Consider the following 16,142-nt stretch of genomic DNA (forward strand, 5'->3'; position numbering starts at 1 on the left):
TGGAGGTACATCTGATGTCACACGGTCTGGACGCCCGGGAAGACGGGTCGGCTCCCGTCCCGGCACCTTTCTCGCCGGACACACCCGCCGCGGCGGGTGCCGGCCGGCTGCCGCTGTCCCTGGCGCAGCAGCGGCTGTGGTTCCTTTCCAGGCTCGGGGAGTTCCGGGCCGGGTACAACATGCCCCGGGTGGTCCGGATCTCCGGGCCCCTCGACCGGACGGCGCTCACGGAGGCGCTCGGCGATGTCGTACGCCGCCACGCGGCGCTGCGGACGGTGTTCCCGGAGATCGCCGGGGAGCCGTGGCAGCAGGTCGTGTCCCCCGGCGAGGTCGCCGGGCGGTTCACGGTGGAGTTCGCCGAGTGCGCCGCCGGCGAGCTGGCGGGCCCGGTCGACCTGGCCTGCCGGCACGAGTTCGACCTGACCTCCGAACTCCCGGTGCGGGCCTGGCTGTTCGCGACCGGCCCGGCGGAGCACGTGCTGGTGCTGCTGCTCCACCACATCGCCGCGGACGGCTGGTCGCTCGGGCTCGTGGAGCGTGACCTCGGCACGGCCTACGCCGCCCGCCGGGCCGGCGCCGAGCCGGTCTGGCCCGCCCTGCCCCTGGAGTACCCGGAGCACGCGGTGCGCCAGCGCTCGGCGCTCGGCGCGGAGGACGACCCGCAGAGCCTCCTTGCCCGGCAACTCGAGTACTGGCGCGAGGAATTGCGTGGCGCCCCGCAGGAGCTTCCGCTCCCCCGGGACCGGTCGCGGCCACCGGCGGCGGGCCCCTCGCCGGCCGGGACGGTGCGGTTCGAGGTCGACGCCGACACCCACCGGGCGCTGGCGCGGCTGGCCCGCGAGCACCGGGTCACCCCGTTCGTGGCCCTGCAGGCGGCGTTCGCGGCTCTGCTGAGCCGGCTGGGGGCGGGCACCGACATCCCGATCGGCGCCCCGGTGGACGGCCGGACGGACGAGGACCTCCAGGAACTCGTCGGCTTCTTCGTCAACACCCTGGTGTTCCGGGTCGACTGCTCGGGCGACCCGACCTTCGGCGACCTCCTGAAGCGGGTGCGGCGCACGGCCCTGACGGCCTTCGCCCACCAGGACGTCCCCTTCGACCGGGTGGTCGAGGCCGTCAACCCCGTCCGCACGGCGGCCGGCAACCCCCTCTTCCAGGTGAGCTTCTCGCTGGAGGCCGGCGGGGACGGCGGCCTGGTCCTGCCCGGTCTGACGGTCACCGAGGAGCCGTTCGCGGCCGGGGCCGCCAAGTTCGACCTCAGCCTCGGACTGACCGAACACCGCGAGGACGGGCAGCCGGCCGGCCTGAGCGGCGTGCTGGAGTACGCCGAGGACCTGTTCGACCGGGCCACGGTCGAGGCCCTGGCCCGCCGCTGGCAACTGCTGCTCGCCGGGGCGCTGGCCGAGCCGGAGCGGCCGGTCGGCGAACTCCCCGTGATGGACGGGGCCGAGCGGCAGTGGCTGCTCGGCCTGGGCAACGGGCCCGAGGGCGTGCTGCCCGAGGAGCGGCCGTCGGCCGTCGAGCGGTTCGCGGCGCAGGTCGCGGCGGTCGGCGACCGCACCGCCGTCACCGACGGCTCCGGCACCAGGCTGACCTACCGTCAACTCGACGAGCGCGCCGGCCGGATCGCCGCACAGCTGGCCGAGGAGGGCGTCCGGCGGGGCGACCGCGTCGGGCTCTGCCTCAGCCGCTCCGTCGACATGGTCGCCGCCGTGCTCGCCGTCCTGCGGCTCGGCGCCGCCTACGTCCCCGTCGACCCCGACTACCCGCCGGCCCGCCTCGAGTTCATCCTCGACGACGCCCGGGTACCGATCGTCCTCACCGACCCCGGTACCGGTGCCCGCGTCCCGGACGGGCCGTGGCGCACCCTCGACGCCACCCGGACGACCGACGCCGCCGGCCCGGCGCCCGTACGGCCCGGACCGGCCGAACTCGCCTACGTCATCTACACCTCGGGCTCCACCGGCCGGCCCAAGGGCGTCGAGGTCACCCACGGCAACCTCGCCGTGTTCCTGGCCTCCACGCAGATCCTCTCGGACGTGTCGGACACCGACGTGTGGACGCTGTTCCACTCGCTCGCCTTCGACTTCTCGGTCTGGGAGATCTGGGGCGCGCTGGCCTTCGGCGGCCACCTGGTCGTCGTCCCCCGCGAGGCGGGGATGGACCCGGACGCGCTGCACGGACTGCTGGCCCGCGAAGGGGTCACCGTCCTGAGCCAGACACCCTCCGCCTTCCGGCAGTTCGTGGCCCGGGAGGAACGGCACCCGCTGGACGCACTGCGGCTGCGGCTGGTCGTTCTCGGCGGCGAGGCGCTCGACCTCGCGACCGTCGGCAAGTGGCAGCGCCGGCACCCCGCGGACGCCACCCGGCTGGTGAACGCCTACGGCGCCACCGAGAACACGGTGCTCACGACCTGGCGGGTGATGGCCCCCGTCGGGACCGGGCCCGCCGCCGCGGCCGAGGGGAACGTCTCCCCCATCGACGGGACCATCCCGGGCTGGCGGCTGGTCGTCCTGGACGCCCGCGGCGAGCCGGCGCCCACCGGGGTCGTCGGCGAGATCCACGTCGGCGGTCCCGGCGTGGCCCGCGGCTACCTCGGACGCCCGGGCCTGACCGCCGAGCGCTACCTCCCGGACCCCTTCGCCACCGAACCCGGCGGCCGGCTCTACCGGACCGGCGACCTGGGCCGCTGGAACACCGCCGGCGAACTGGAGTACTGCGGCCGTACCGACGACCAGGTCAAGATCCGCGGCTTCCGCATCGAACTCGGCGAGGTCGAGGCCGCGATCGCCCGGCACCCGTCCGTCCAGGGCGTCACCGTGGTCGTCCACGAGTCCACCCCCGGCGACCCCCGACTGGTCGCCTACGCCGCCTGCCCCGACGGGACGGACTCCCGCTCACTGCGCGACTTCGCCACCGGCCACCTGCCCGCCTACATGGTCCCCTCCGCGATCACCGTCCTGGACGCGCTGCCGCTGACCCGGAACGGGAAGATCGACCGCGCCGCCCTGCCCGCACCGGAGCTCTCCGCCCGGTCCGCCGGCCGCGAACCCGCGGACGCGACCGAAGAGGCCCTGTGCGGCCTGTTCGCCGAAGTCCTGGAGCTGGAGCGGGTCGGGGTCGAGGACGCCTTCTTCGAGCTCGGCGGACACTCGCTGCTGGTCATCCGGCTGGTGGACCGGATCCGCTCCGCCCTCGGCGTGGAACTGTCCATCCGGGCGGTGTTCGAGGAACCGACCCCGGCCGGCCTGGCCGCGACCGTCGCCCTCGGGCAGCGGGCCCGCACGGCCGTGCGCCCCGCGGTACGCCCGGACCGCCTGCCGCTGTCCTTCGCCCAGCGCCGCCTGTGGTTCCTCAACGAGCTCGACGGCGGGGCGGCCTACAACATCCCGTACGCGGCGCGTCTGTCGGGCGCCCTGGACGTCGAGGCGCTGAACGCGGCCCTGGCCGACGTCGTCGACCGGCACGAGTCGCTGCGCACCGTCCTGCCCACCGAGGACGGCCGCCCCTGGCAGCAGGTCCTGACCGGCCGTGAGGCCCGGACGGACCTGACCGTCACCGACACCACGCCGGACGCGCTGGAGGCCGAACTCGCCGAGGAGAGCAACAGGGTCTTCCGGCTCACCACCGAACCCGCCCTGCGCGCCCGCCTCTTCCGCCTCGCCCCGGACGAGCACGTCCTCCTGCTGGTCGTCCACCACGTGGCCTGCGACGGCTGGTCGCTGGAGCCGCTGCTCGACGACCTCGCCGAGGCGTACGCGGCGCGCCGCACCGGCACGGCACCGGCCTGGTCGCCGCTGCCCGTCCAGTATGCCGACTTCACGCTGTGGCAGCGGGACCTGCTCGGCGCCGAGGACGACCCGGCGAGCCGGCTCTCCCAGCAGACCGAGTACTGGCGCCAGGCCCTGGCCGGCATCCCCGCCCAGCTCGCGCTGCCCTTCGACCGGCCGCGGCCGGGCACGGTCAGCCTGCGCGGCGGGGAGGTCGCGATCGAGGTCGGCCCGGCCCTGCACGCCGCCCTGGCCGCCGCCGCGCGGGCCCACGACTGCACCGTGTTCATGGCGCTGCAGGCCGCGGTGGCCGTGGTGCTGTCCCGCTCCGGCGCCGGGCCGGACATCCCGCTGGGCACGGCCACCTCCGGGCGCGCCGACGCCGTGCTGGACGGCCTCGTGGGCTTCTTCGCCAGCACCCTGGTGCTGCGCACCGACGTCTCCGGCGACCCGACCTTCACCGAACTCCTCGGCCGGGTCCGGGAGACGGACCTCGGCGCCTACGCCCACCAGGACGTCCCGTTCGAGACCCTGGTGGAGGCGCTCAACCCGGCCCGGGTGCCCGGCGCCAACCCGCTGTTCCAGGTGAGCGTCTCCATGCTGAACAGCATCAGCGCGGAGCTCGCCCTCCCGGGGCTGGTGGTCGCCTCCCACGACCTGAGTATGGGGATCTCGGCCTTCGACCTGTCCTTCGTGTTCGGCGAGCGCCCGGGTGGCGACGACGCGGCCGGGACGGCCACCGGCCTGGTCGCCGCGATCGGGTACAACGCCGACCTGTTCGACCACGCCACCGTCGAGGGCATCGCCGACCGGCTGGTGCTGGTGCTGGAGGCGATGGCCGCCGATCCGGGCCGCCGGGTCGGCGAGGTGGAGCTGCTCTCCGCCCGGGAGCGGCACCTGGTCCTGCGGGACTGGAACGACACCACCACCGAGGTGCCGGCGGGGACGGTGCCCGAGCTCTTCGCCGCCCGGGCCGCGCACACCCCCGCAGCCCCGGCGGTACGGTACCTCGGCACCGAGCTGACCTACGCCGAACTCGACGCCCGCGCCAACCGGCTGGCGCACGAGCTGATCGCCCGCGGCATCGGGCCGGGCCGCCTGGTGGCCCTCGCGCTGCCCCGCTCGGAGCAGATCGTGGTGGCCCTGCTCGCGGTCCTGAAGGCCGGGGCGGCCTACCTCCCGGTCGACCCGTCCTACCCCGCCGACCGCGTCGCCTTCATGCTTCAGGACGCGGCCCCGGCCTGCGTGCTCAGCACCGGGGAGGTGGCCGCCGGACTGCCCGGCAGCCCCGGCCTCCCGGTCCTGGCGCTGGACGACGAGCACGTGCGGCACTCGGTCGCGGACCGGCCGGCCACCGCGCCCGGCGACGCGGACCGGACCGTACCGCTGCTCCCCGCCCACCCCGCGTACGTCATCTACACCTCGGGGTCGACGGGCCGCCCGAAGGGCGTGGCCGTCTCCCACCGCGGCATCCCCAGCATGGTGCGCGCCCAGGCGGCGACGCTCGGCGTCGACGGCCACAGCCGGGTGCTGCAGTTCGCCTCGATGAGCTTCGACGCCTCCGTCTGGGACACCTGGATGGCGCTGCTGAGCGGCGGGTGCCTGGTCGTCGTTCCCGAGTCCGACCGGATCCCGGGCCCGGCCCTGGCGGACTTCCTGCGCGTCCACGGCATCACCCACGCCACCCTGCCGCCCGCCGTGGTCCTCGCCACCGAGTTCGACGAGGACGTCGCCGGGGTCACGCTGATCACCGCCGGCGAGGCCTGCACGCCCGCCGTCCTCGACGCGGCCCGCCACTTCGCGAAGGTGGTCAACGCCTACGGCCCCACCGAGTCCACGGTGTGCGCGACCATGCGCACCGTCGACGGGGTGCCGCAGGCCGTCCCGATCGGCCGGCCGGTGGCGAACACCAGGGTGTTCGTGCTGGACGCGCTGCAGCGCCCCGTCCCGCCCGGCGTGCCCGGGGAGCTGTACCTCGCGGGGGCCGGGCTGGCCACCGGCTACCTGAACCGGCCCGCGCTGACCGCGGAGCGCTTCCTGCCCAACCCCTTCGGCGCGCCCGGCGAGCTGATGTACCGCACCGGCGACCTGGTGCGATGGACCGCGGACGGCGAACTGGTCTTCCTCGGCCGGACGGACGAGCAGATCAAGATCAGGGGCTTCCGCGTCGAGCCCGGCGAGGTCGAGGCGGTGCTCACCGGCCACCCGGAGGTCGCCCACGCCGCGGTGATCGCCCGCGAGGACCGCCCGGGGGACGTCCGGCTGGTGGCCTACGCCGTCCTGGCAGCCGGTCAGGAGCCGCAGGACGACCGGGACCACGCCGCCGCGCTGCGGCGGTACGCGGCCGAGCACCTGCCGGAGTACCTGGTCCCCGGTGACGTGGTGGTCCTCGACCACCTGCCGCTGACGCCGAGCGGGAAGCTGGACCGCAAGGCCCTGCCCGCGCCCTCGGCGAACGGCCCCGCGGCGAACGGCCCCGCAGGGGCCGGCCCGGACGACGGGGACGCCCCGGACGACCCGCGGGTGGCCGTCCTGGTCCGGCTCTTCGCGCAGGAGCTCGGGCTGGACCGGGTCGGCCCGAACGACTCGTTCTTCGAGCTGGGCGGTCACTCGCTGCTGGCGACCCGGCTGATGGGCCGGATCCGCGCCCTGCTCGGCGCCGAGATCGGCATCGCGACGCTGTTCGAGGCGCCCACCGCCGCGGGTCTCGCGGCGCGGCTGGACGAAGTCCCGGCCGACCCGTACGCCAACGTCATCGAGCTCCGGCGCGGCCGGGCGAGCAGCCGTCCGGTCTTCTGCATCCACCCCATCGGCGGGCTCAGCTGGTGCTACAGCTCCGTCCTGCCCCACCTGGAGCGGGACCAGCCGGTCTACGGGATCCAGGTGACGGAGAGCCACGGCCGCTTCAAGCCGGTGGAGTCGCTCGACGCGCTGGCCCGGCGCTATGCGGACCTGATCACCGCAACGCACCCCGACGGCCCGTACGTCCTCATGGGCTGGTCGCTGGGCGGGGTGCTGTCCTACGAGGTCGCCCGCCTGCTGGAGGCCTCCGGGCGGGCGGTCGACCTGGTCGTCCTCTACGACGCCTGGCCGTACGAACGGCCGGTGACGCCCGAGGAGCTGGACGGCGACTTCGCCGCCTGGGTGACCGGCGAGGTGATCGCCGGCCCTACCGCCGACGGCGCCCTCGACGCCCGCCAGAGCCGGGCCCTGGTCCGCGCGGCCAAGGGCGTCGCCGCCCTCCTCGGGCCGCCGCACCGGGACGGCTACCACGGACGGGTCCTGAGCATCGCCGCCGCCAAGACCGTCGCCGAGCGGGGCTCCGCGGAGGAGGCCTGGCAGCCGTACCTCACCGCGGCCGAGCACCACGTGGTGGACTCCGACCACGACGCGATGATGACGCCCCTCGTCATGGAGCAGTCGGGGCCGCTGGTGACGGCCGCCCTGAAGGCCCCGACCGCCCTGAAGGCCGGAACGGAGGCCGTCCGTGACTGACCACCGCATGCCCGGCCTCGACATCGACCCCAGCCTCGACCCGGACCTCGACCCGGACCTCGACCCCGACCTGGACATCCCGGACCCCCGCGATCCGCGTCCGCTCGGCGACGACCGCCTCGTCTTCATCCGGCCGGTGCTCGAACCGGGCGGGAAGGTCGTCGCCGGGAACTTCTCCTACTACGACGCCTCCGAGGACACCGCCGGATTCGAGGAGGCCCGGGTCCGCTACGCGTTCGGCACCGAGCGGCTGTTCATCGGCCGCTTCTGCTCCATCGCCGCGGGCGTGACCTTCGTGATGGCCGGCGCGAACCACGTCTTCGACGGGCCGACGGGCTACCCGTTCCTCAGCTTCGAGGGCGACTGGCGCGACGGCCTGATCGACGACCTGATCGCCCGGGGGCCGGGCCGCAAGGGCGACACCCGGATCGGCAACGACGTCTGGATCGGCCGCGGCGCCACGATCATGCCCGGGGTGACCATCGGCGACGGCGCCATCATCGGCGCCGGCGCCCTGGTCGCCTCCGACGTGGCGCCCTACCGGATCGTGGGCGGCAACCCGGCCCGGGTGATCCGCGCCCGCTACGGCCCCGAGGACGTCGAGCGGCTGCTCACGGCCCGCTGGTGGGACTGGCCGGTGGCGGCCGTCTCCCGGCACCTCCCGGAGCTGGTCCTCGGCCGGCCCGAACAGATCCTGTCCATCGCGCGGGCCGAGCAGCTGCTCGGCCCGGCGCCGGCCACCACCCAGGGGAGCGCGTCATGACGAAGGCAACCGGAAGCCCTGGGGGCCGTCTTCACACGGACGCAGGCGGGGGTTCGAAGACGGGCCCCGGGGCCCCGCCGGCGGTCGACCTCGCGGACCCGGCCCTGTACGGGGCCGGCGACCCGGAGGCGGTGTGGGCCGGGCTCCGCCGCGACCACCCCGTCCACTGGAACGACTCCCCGGACGGCAGCGGCTTCTGGGCCGTCTCCCGGCACGCCGACGTCCAGCGGGTGCTCAAGGACACCGCGACCTTCACCTCCGCCCAGGGCATGCGGATCGGCCACAACCCGACCGCCACCGCCGAGGCCGCCGGGAAGATGCTCATCGTCACGGACGCGCCCCGGCACGGGAAGATCCGGCGGGTCATCAGCTCCGCGTTCACTCCGCGCACGGTCGCCCGCCTGGAGGAGAACATGCGGACGATCGTGCGCGAGGAGCTGGAGCCGGTGCTGGCCGGTGAACCCTGCGAGTTCACCGACTTCGCCGCCGTCCTGCCGGTGGCGGTGATCTGCGACCTGCTGGGCGTGCCGAAGAGCGACTGGGGGTTCATGCTGAAGTCCACCCGGGCCGCCTTCGGTGCCTCCGACGTCGACCCGATCGCCCGGCTCGAAGCACACGCCGCCATGCTCGCCTACTACGCCGACCTCGTCGACTTCCGCCGCGACGAACCGGGCGAGGACGTCATCAGCGCCATGGTGAACGGCCTCGTCGACGGCGTGCCGCTCACCGACGAGGAGATCTTCCTCAACTGCGACGGCCTCATCTCGGGCGGCAACGAGACCACCCGGCACGCCACCGTCGGCGGGCTCCTCGCCCTCGCCGCAAACCCCGGCCAGTGGCGGCTGGCCTCCTCCTCCCCCGACCTGATGGACGGCGTCGTCGACGAGATCCTGCGCTTCACCAGCCCGGCGATGCACGTGCTGCGCACGGCCGCCCGGGACACCGAGATCGCCGGCCGGCCGATCAGGGCCGGCGACCCGGTGACGGTCTGGATGCCGTCGGCGAACCGGGACGAGACGGTCTTCGAGGCGCCCGAGCGCTTCGACGTCCGGCGCACGCCCAACCCGCACGTCGCCTTCGGCGTGGGCCCGCACTTCTGCCTGGGCGGCGCCCTCGCCCGCACCGAACTCCGGGTCCTGTTCTCCGAGTTGCTCGCCCAGGCCGGAAGCGCCGAACCGGCCGGTCCAGCCCGCAGACTGCACTCCAACCTCATCTGGGGCTACGAGTCCGCACCGGTCCTGCTGCACCGCCGTGACGGCCGGGAGAGGCGGTGAAGCCGCTCGCGGACCCCCGGTTCCGCCGCCTGCTCATCGGCCAGGCACTCTCGGGCTTCGGCAGCAGCGCCCTGTACCTGACCCTGGGCATCTGGGCCAAGGACCTCACCGGCAGCAACGCCGCCGCCGGCGGGGTCGAGGCCGCCCTCGGCGCGCCCATGCTGCTGTCGCCGCTCTTCGGCCACCTGGCCGACCGGGTGCGGCGGCGCCCGCTGCTCATGGTCACCAACGCCCTCATGGCGCTGGCCGTGCTGTCCCTGCTCACGGTGCACGGCGGCGAACAGCTGTGGATCATCTACCTGGTGGCGGTCTGCTACGGCGTGGCCTTCGGCGTCCTCGGCGCCGCATCGGCCGGAATCCGCCGGGACCTCCTCCCCGACGACCAGCTGACCGGCGCCAACGCGATCCTCCAGACGACCGGTCAGGGGCTGCGCATCATCGCCCCGCTGGTCGGCGTGGCGGTCTACGCGGCCGCCGGCGGCGGAACGCTCGCCGTGCTCAACTCCCTGACCTTCCTGGCCGCGATCCTGGCGCTCGCCGGCCTGCGGGTCGAGGAGTCGGCCGGACCGGAGCCGTCCCACGAGCCGTTCCTCCGCAGCGCCCTCGCGGGCATGCGGCACATCGGCGCCACACCGGTGCTGGCCCAGATCGGCTACGCCGCGGCCTGCGCGTTCTGCGTCATCGGCCTGAGCCAGACCGTCATGTTCGCGGTCGTGGACGAGGGGCTGGGCCGGCCGCCCTCGGCGCTCGGCGCGCTCAACGCCGTCCAGGGCGTCGGCGCGGTGGTCGGCGGCCTCACGGTCTCCGCACTGATCCGGCGGGTCGGCATGGCGCGCACCGCCGGCCTCGGGATCGGCGCGTTCACCGTGGCGGCGCTCGCCTACTGCGTGCCGCACCTGGCGTTCGTCGTCGCGGGCGAGGTCGCGGACGGGATCGCCATCACGTGGATCATGGTGGTGCTGTCGTCCGCGGCGCAGCTCCACACGCCGTCCCGGCTCCAGGGCCGCGTCAACGCCGTGTGCACGATGCTGGTGCTGGTCCCGCAGTCGCTGTCGCTCGCCGCCGGCACGGTCCTCATCGACCGGTTCGACTACCGGACGCTGCTGGTCGTGATGGCGGCGGTCACCGTGGCCTGCGCCGCCGTACTGGTGCTGAGGCCGGCCGTCGCGCTCACCGAGCGGACGTTCGTGACCCCGGCGCCGGCCGAACCGACGGGCCGGGACGCCGCCAACTCCGGCCACGCGGCTCAGCGCTGAGGCCGGCGGCCGGCCCCCGCCCCGGTGGAGCGAGAAGTGCCGGGCGATCGGGTGAACGGGGCAGGGGCGGGCGTTTCGTCCACGAATCGACGGGGCGGGGGCGTGTAGCTTCCGGTGCCGATCGGTCCGTTCCGCGGTGCCGGACAACCCTGTTGGCGCGCCCGGCCCGCACCCCTCCAAGCCGACCCCCGGAGGACACACCCCCATGCGCTCCCGCCACCTCGCCGCCCTCTCCCTGGCAGCCGCCCTGCTGGCGACCGGCACCGCCGCCACCCAGAGCGCCGCCGCCACGGCCAGCGCCGGCGCCGTCCAGGCCGACCCGACCGACTGCCCGCGCGAGCAGTACCGGCCGACCGCCGAGGAGAAGAAGAAGTACTACTGCGGCTTCAAGGAGCTGGGCCCGAAGACCCTGCCGGCCACGGTCGCCAGGCTGCTCAAGAACTACGACCGCTTCGGCGGCCTGACGCCCCAGCAGTTCCTCTCCTGGTACCGCGACGGCCTCGACTGGAAGTACCCGGCCGAGGACGGCTTCCGCGACGTCAACGGCACCATCGACCGGACGACCGTCGAGCTGACGGCAGGCACCAAGCTCGACCGCTTCGGGCTCTACTACGGCCGCTACCTCTCCAAGCCCGGCACCTCCTTCCCCGAGCGCGCCCTCCCGCCGGACAGCCTCAACCCCGTCGTCGAGGACGGCAAGGAGGTCGAGAGCTACCGCTGCTACACCGTGAAGATGCCGTTCAAGGTCGAACAGGGCGGCATCGCCTCCGGGTTCGCCCAGCCGGGCAAGGGCGTCCAGCAGTTCCTGAACGAGACGCTGAAGCCGTCCGACTTCGGTACCGACGCCTACACCGTCAAGACCCTGCTGGACAGGAAGTACCTGGAGCCCCTGCCCGCCGGCTACTGCCTCGCCTGACGTCTCCCGCCCGACCCTCCCCCGCCCGGCCCCGCCCCGCCGCCGTCGGTGGGGCGGGGGCCGGGCCTCGGCGTGCGGATCCGCCCCGGTTCAGCGGTGAGTCGGCAATTCCGGGCTCGTGACCGGATCTTGGTGAGATGTGCTCCCCAGCGACAGTCCCGCGGAACCTGGGCGCCCCACTGCCGACGTGGATCCGGGGGTGGGGCCGGTGCGGGACACATCCGCGCTCGGTGTCGCCCTCACCCCGCAGACGGCCCGGGCGCGGGCGGCTGCTGGTCGTCCGTCGTCCAGGCGCCGACGCCGAGGCGTCCGGTGGTGCCCAGGTCGAGTTCCGGGGTGACCATCACGGGAGCCGCGTCCGGGGTGGCGCGGACCCGCACGTAGGGGGCGCTGACCGGGCCGCCGGCCTCGGTGGTGTTGCGCCAGACCAGGGTGGCCCGGGCGCCCTCCCCCGGCTGCAGCGCGATCTTCCGCGGCGGGTCGTCCGCGCCGGTGCCCGCGGCGATCCGAGCGCCGCCCCGCAGGACGCTCACCCCGTCGATCGGCCGGTGTTCCAGGTCGAGCAGTTGCAGCTCCGGGTATCCGTTGACGGTCACCGTGGACGTCCCGCAGTTGCGCAGGTGCAGGCCGACCACGCGCAGGCCCATCGCGGCGTCGCCGTCGTCCGCGTACAGCCGCAGCCCGGACGCCGGACACGGGCCGCCGGGGTGCGGGGCCTCGGCGCTGGGCACGCTGCGGACCTTGAGGATCTTCACCTGCCGGCCCGCCCCCGGCCGCGCCGACCCGGGCCCGTCCAGGTCGACCCGCCCCTGCTCGGTGGCCCCCGGGGCGAGCGCGGCCACGGTGCGCGTCACGTTGTCCAGCACGCCCCCGGACGCGTCGACCCGACTGAACGTCACAGTGACATCGGACGGTTCACTGCCGAGGTTGGTCACCTCGTACTCCGCGCAGACCGCATTGGCGGCGGTGATCCGCACGCCGCCCCGGGCGGGCCCGGACGGCGCCTGCGCCCCTGCGGACGGCGACGCCTGCGGCATCCCGCACGGCCCGGCGGTGCCGGACGCCGACGGAGTACCGTCCGCACCGGCCGTGCGGGAGCCACAGCCCACGAGCAGGGCGGTGGCGACCGCCACGGCGGCCACGGCGGCGGCCGGCCGGCGGGCCGTCAGCAGCGGCCCGGTCTTCTCGAATTGATGCATCGGACGATGCGATCACGCACCACCCTGGAGGGCTGTGAGCCGCGCCACTTCCCGCGCAACAGCCCTGCAACGCTGCGGAACCCGAGGCGCAAGGCGTAGGGGCCCTGGACGACCTCGACCGCGCCGGCAGCGGGCGCGACGCCCGCCGACACACCGCGCAACCGGGGATGATCACCATCGCAGACCTGCCGCCGGACTCGCTGCCCTGGATGGGCGGGGCGTACGACGAATCCGGCTGTGCGGCGGAGTCGCCCGGACCCCGACCGACACCCGGGTCGCGCCGGTGAGCACGGTCCGAAGGGACCCGGGCGGTGGCGTTGCGCGCCGTGCCGCCCGGGTCCCTTCGGGTACCGGGGATCAGCCGGCGGTGACCGCGGTGTCGTCGATCACGAAGCTGGTCTTGAGGGAGGAGTCCTCGGTACCGGTGAACTTGATCGTGACGGCCTTGCCCTGGAAGGCCGACAGGTCCAGCGTGCGCTGGACGTAGCCGGACGTGGCGTCAGCGTTGGAGTACGTGGCCAGGGTGGTCGTCGTGGTTCCGTCGACGACCTGGACCTTGAGGGTGTCGTACGCCGTGGTGCCGGTCTCCCCGGTGGCGATCTTGATCCAGAAGGAGAGCTTCGGCGCGGTGGCGGTCGCCGGGACGGTCACCGTCTGCGAGAGCGTGTCGGTGTGGGCGGAGCCGTAACCGTTCAGCCAGGCGTAGTACGAGCCGGTGCGCGGCAGCTGGCCCGCGTCCTTGGTGACGACACCGGAGGTCGAGGTCCAGGAGGTCGCGCCGGACTCGAAGCCGGGGTTGAGCAGCAGGTTGCCGCTCGGAGCCGGGGGCTCGGTGGTGCCGCCGCAGGTGGTGGCGGTCGGGGCGACGGAGACGGCGCTCCAGGCCTTCTCGACCGCGGCGCACTGGGTGCTGCTCGCACCGTACAGGTCCTTGGCGGCCTTGACGGTGGCGGTGCGGGCACCGGGGTAGTTGGTGTTGGAGGTCATGTAGGTCGACAGGGCGCGGTACCAGATCTTGGTGGACGCGTCGTTGCCTATACCGGTGACGGTGGAGCTGTTGCAGGTCGGGCTGTTGCCCCACTGCGACTGCCCGGAGCCGGCGGCGAGCAGGTAGAAGAAGTGGTTGCCGACGCCCGAGGAGTAGTGCGGGTCCAGGCCGGCGGTGCCGGTCGACCAGCACTTGACCGAGGCGCCGTCCTTGCTGGGGTCGTCCATCCAGCGCAGCGGCGTGCCGTTGCCGTTGATGTCGATCTTCTCGCCGATGAGGTAGTCGGGTGCGTCCGCCGCGTTGTTGGCGTTGAACTCCACCATCGTGCCCATGATGTCGGACGTGGCCTCGTTGAGGCCGCCCGCGTCGCCGCTGTAGACCAGGCCGGCCGTGGCGGCGGTGACGCCGTGGCTCATCTCGTGGCCTGCGACGTCGATCTCGGTGAACGGCTTGGAGCCGACGGCACCGTCGCCGTAGATCATCGAGAAGCTGTCGTCGTCCCAGCCGGCGTTGCCGTAGTTGGTGCCGTAGTGGACGAAGGAGCGGGCGCCGACACCGTCGTTCTTGATGCCGTTGCGGCCGAGGACGTTCTTGTAGAAGTCCCAGGTGGCCTGGATGCCGTAGTGGGCGTCCACGGCGACCGTGGCACGGTCGGTCAGGGCGTTGTTGCCCCAGACGTTGTCCGTGTCGTTGAGGGCCGCGCCCCAGCCGGCGGGCGGGGAGTCGTTGGCGACGGTCTTGTTCTGCGCGTCCCGCGTCTCGCCGTTGCCCCGGGCGGGGTCCTTGAGGGTGTAGCCGGAAGTGGAGTTCTGGGTCGTGCTGACGGTGACGTTGCCGACCTGGTACCCCTTGCCCGTGCCGTCGGCGGTCGCGGCGGCGAGCGCGGCGGCCGGCTGGGCGGCGGGTGCGGCGGCGGTCTTGGCCTGCACGCCCTCGTGCAGAAACGCCGAGAAGGTGTCCCAGCTCTCACCGGTGTCACCGGTCTTCGCGTCCACCAGGACGTGGAAGTGACTGGGCGCCTGGTCGGGGCCGGTGCCGTTGACCGTGACCTCCCAGACCAGCTTCGGCGTGGCCGCGGTGGCGTCGACCTTCAGCACGGCCGTGGCGTCGCCCTTGGTACCGCGGAAGAGCTTGACGCCCTTGGCTATCGCCTGCCGATCGGTGACTGAGGGGGTCACCGAGAGGCTGAGCGGCGCTTCGAGGGTGAGGGTGGTGGAGTCCAGCCGGCCGCCGGGGGTGGAGTGGACGATGACGTCGCCGCCCCGGACCGGCAGGCCCTGGTAGGTGCGGTTGAAGTGGACGTGGCGAGTGCCGTCGGGGTCCACCTGGACGTTGGCGGCCTGGAACTCGTCCTGGACGCCGGCCTTGACCGCGTGGGGGTTGGCGGCGATCTGGTCAGCAGCGTCCTGCAGAGCTCTGCTGTTGGGGGCCTTGGGCTCGGGGCTGGTGGCGGGTGCGGCGGACGCGGTGACGCCGGCGCCGACTATCACGAGGCTGCTGACCACGAGGGTGAGCGAGCCGTTCAGAAGGGATCTCTTCATAGCGCCGAAGCGTGCTCCGACATATGAATGCACGTCAACGCATACCAATTCTGTGGAAATTCACAGATTTCCATCAGCCGGCCAACTGAACGGACGCAACCCTGGAGATCACCTGACAACAAGGCCCCCAACCTGGGAGTTTCCACCTGGCGGCGCTCACCGCCCTCTGGCCGACCAGGGCGGGCACGTGATCCATCTCACCGTGGCCAGAGGCTTCCTGAGGGGAGGTGGTCTCACACCGCAGCGGGCGGATCGCCCCGGAGTTCGAGCGGTCGTCGCAGATGGCGGGCCGGTCGGGTGGCGGCCCGGCCGCCGACCCGCCCCCAGTCCCGGGGACAACGCCCAGCACCACCGGATCCAGCCGGAACGCAGACGTCGACACGGCCGCCACCAGGTGATCGACGCGGCGGCCGCTCAACACCAGCCGCCCCGAGCACATGTGACGACCACTCTGCCCGGAAGCGTGAGGGGTCGCCCCGGTGAGGCAGGGGCGGACGGCTGGGGCGGACGGTAGGGGCAGGCGCCCATCGGCCGGCAGGCAAGGCCGGGGGCGCTGAGGGCGAAGCCCCCGACAGGGCCCGAACATGGCACATCGGATGACTCGTGCCGTGGAGGCGCATGCGGGCGAACAGGTCAGATCGGAGGGTGGGCCAGAGTCCTTCAGCGGGCTGCCGACCGGTCCACCCGTGCTCGACCCCCTGGCCGCCATGACGGTCGACTCGGTCGAGCGATGTGACCTGCCCCCGGACATTCCCATCCTCACCGGCCGCCGGGCGGTCGGCGTCCCCGTGCCCGCGCTGCGTCGGAGCGTCCGCGTGGACGCTCGCCGGCAGGTGGGCGAGGAATTGACTTCCTCCCCCTCGTGAACGAGGGGGATTCCCCTCAGCCTCGCGGCTGAGCCGCTGCGCGTGTGCGCTGCGGTGGGGATGTTTCCTGCTTC

At 73.7% G+C, this 16,142-nt stretch carries 7 protein-coding genes; 5 read left to right on the forward strand and 2 right to left on the reverse strand.

The features are described 5' to 3' along the window. The first annotated feature begins 14 nt into the window (after positions 1 to 14). The 5 genes from ACZ5WK_RS32530 to ACZ5WK_RS32550 all read left to right on the forward strand — a co-directional run bounded on the left by ACZ5WK_RS32530 (position 15) and on the right by ACZ5WK_RS32550 (position 11,474). Entirely contained in the window at positions 15 to 7,265 is a 7,251-nt protein-coding gene (locus tag ACZ5WK_RS32530; protein WP_465552857.1) for an amino acid adenylation domain-containing protein, read from the forward strand. Further along, on the forward strand, positions 7,258 to 8,028 hold the full coding sequence (locus tag ACZ5WK_RS32535; RefSeq protein WP_465552859.1) for a CatB-related O-acetyltransferase: 771 nt from the start codon (positions 7,258 to 7,260) through the stop codon (positions 8,026 to 8,028). The genes ACZ5WK_RS32530 and ACZ5WK_RS32535 overlap by 8 nt, the downstream gene beginning before the upstream one ends. Continuing rightward, positions 8,025 to 9,302: a cytochrome P450 gene (locus tag ACZ5WK_RS32540; RefSeq protein ID WP_465552861.1), complete on the forward strand. Its 1,278-nt coding sequence runs from the start codon at positions 8,025 to 8,027 to the stop codon at positions 9,300 to 9,302. The genes ACZ5WK_RS32535 and ACZ5WK_RS32540 overlap by 4 nt, the downstream gene beginning before the upstream one ends. Continuing rightward, positions 9,299 to 10,558, forward strand: a complete 1,260-nt coding sequence (locus ACZ5WK_RS32545) for an MFS transporter (RefSeq protein WP_465552863.1) — start codon at positions 9,299 to 9,301, stop codon at positions 10,556 to 10,558. Before ACZ5WK_RS32540 ends, ACZ5WK_RS32545 begins: the two co-directional genes overlap by 4 nt. Positions 10,559 to 10,763: 205 nt before the next feature. Continuing rightward, entirely contained in the window at positions 10,764 to 11,474 is a 711-nt protein-coding gene (locus tag ACZ5WK_RS32550; protein WP_465552865.1) for a TNT domain-containing protein, read from the forward strand. A gap of 239 nt (positions 11,475 to 11,713) precedes the next feature. On the opposite strand, the gene ACZ5WK_RS32555 is transcribed toward ACZ5WK_RS32550, so the two are convergent. Both ACZ5WK_RS32555 and ACZ5WK_RS32560 read right to left on the reverse strand, forming a co-directional pair. Continuing rightward, positions 11,714 to 12,673, reverse strand: coding sequence for a DUF4232 domain-containing protein (locus ACZ5WK_RS32555; RefSeq protein WP_465552867.1), 960 nt, complete (start codon positions 12,671 to 12,673; stop codon positions 11,714 to 11,716). 357 nt (positions 12,674 to 13,030) lie between these two features. Beyond that, on the reverse strand, positions 13,031 to 15,202 hold the full coding sequence (locus ACZ5WK_RS32560) for a M4 family metallopeptidase (RefSeq protein ID WP_465552870.1): 2,172 nt from the start codon (positions 15,200 to 15,202) through the stop codon (positions 13,031 to 13,033). Positions 15,203 to 16,142 lie beyond the last annotated feature (940 nt).

Source organism: Kitasatospora sp. NPDC032757 (assembly GCF_055579305.1).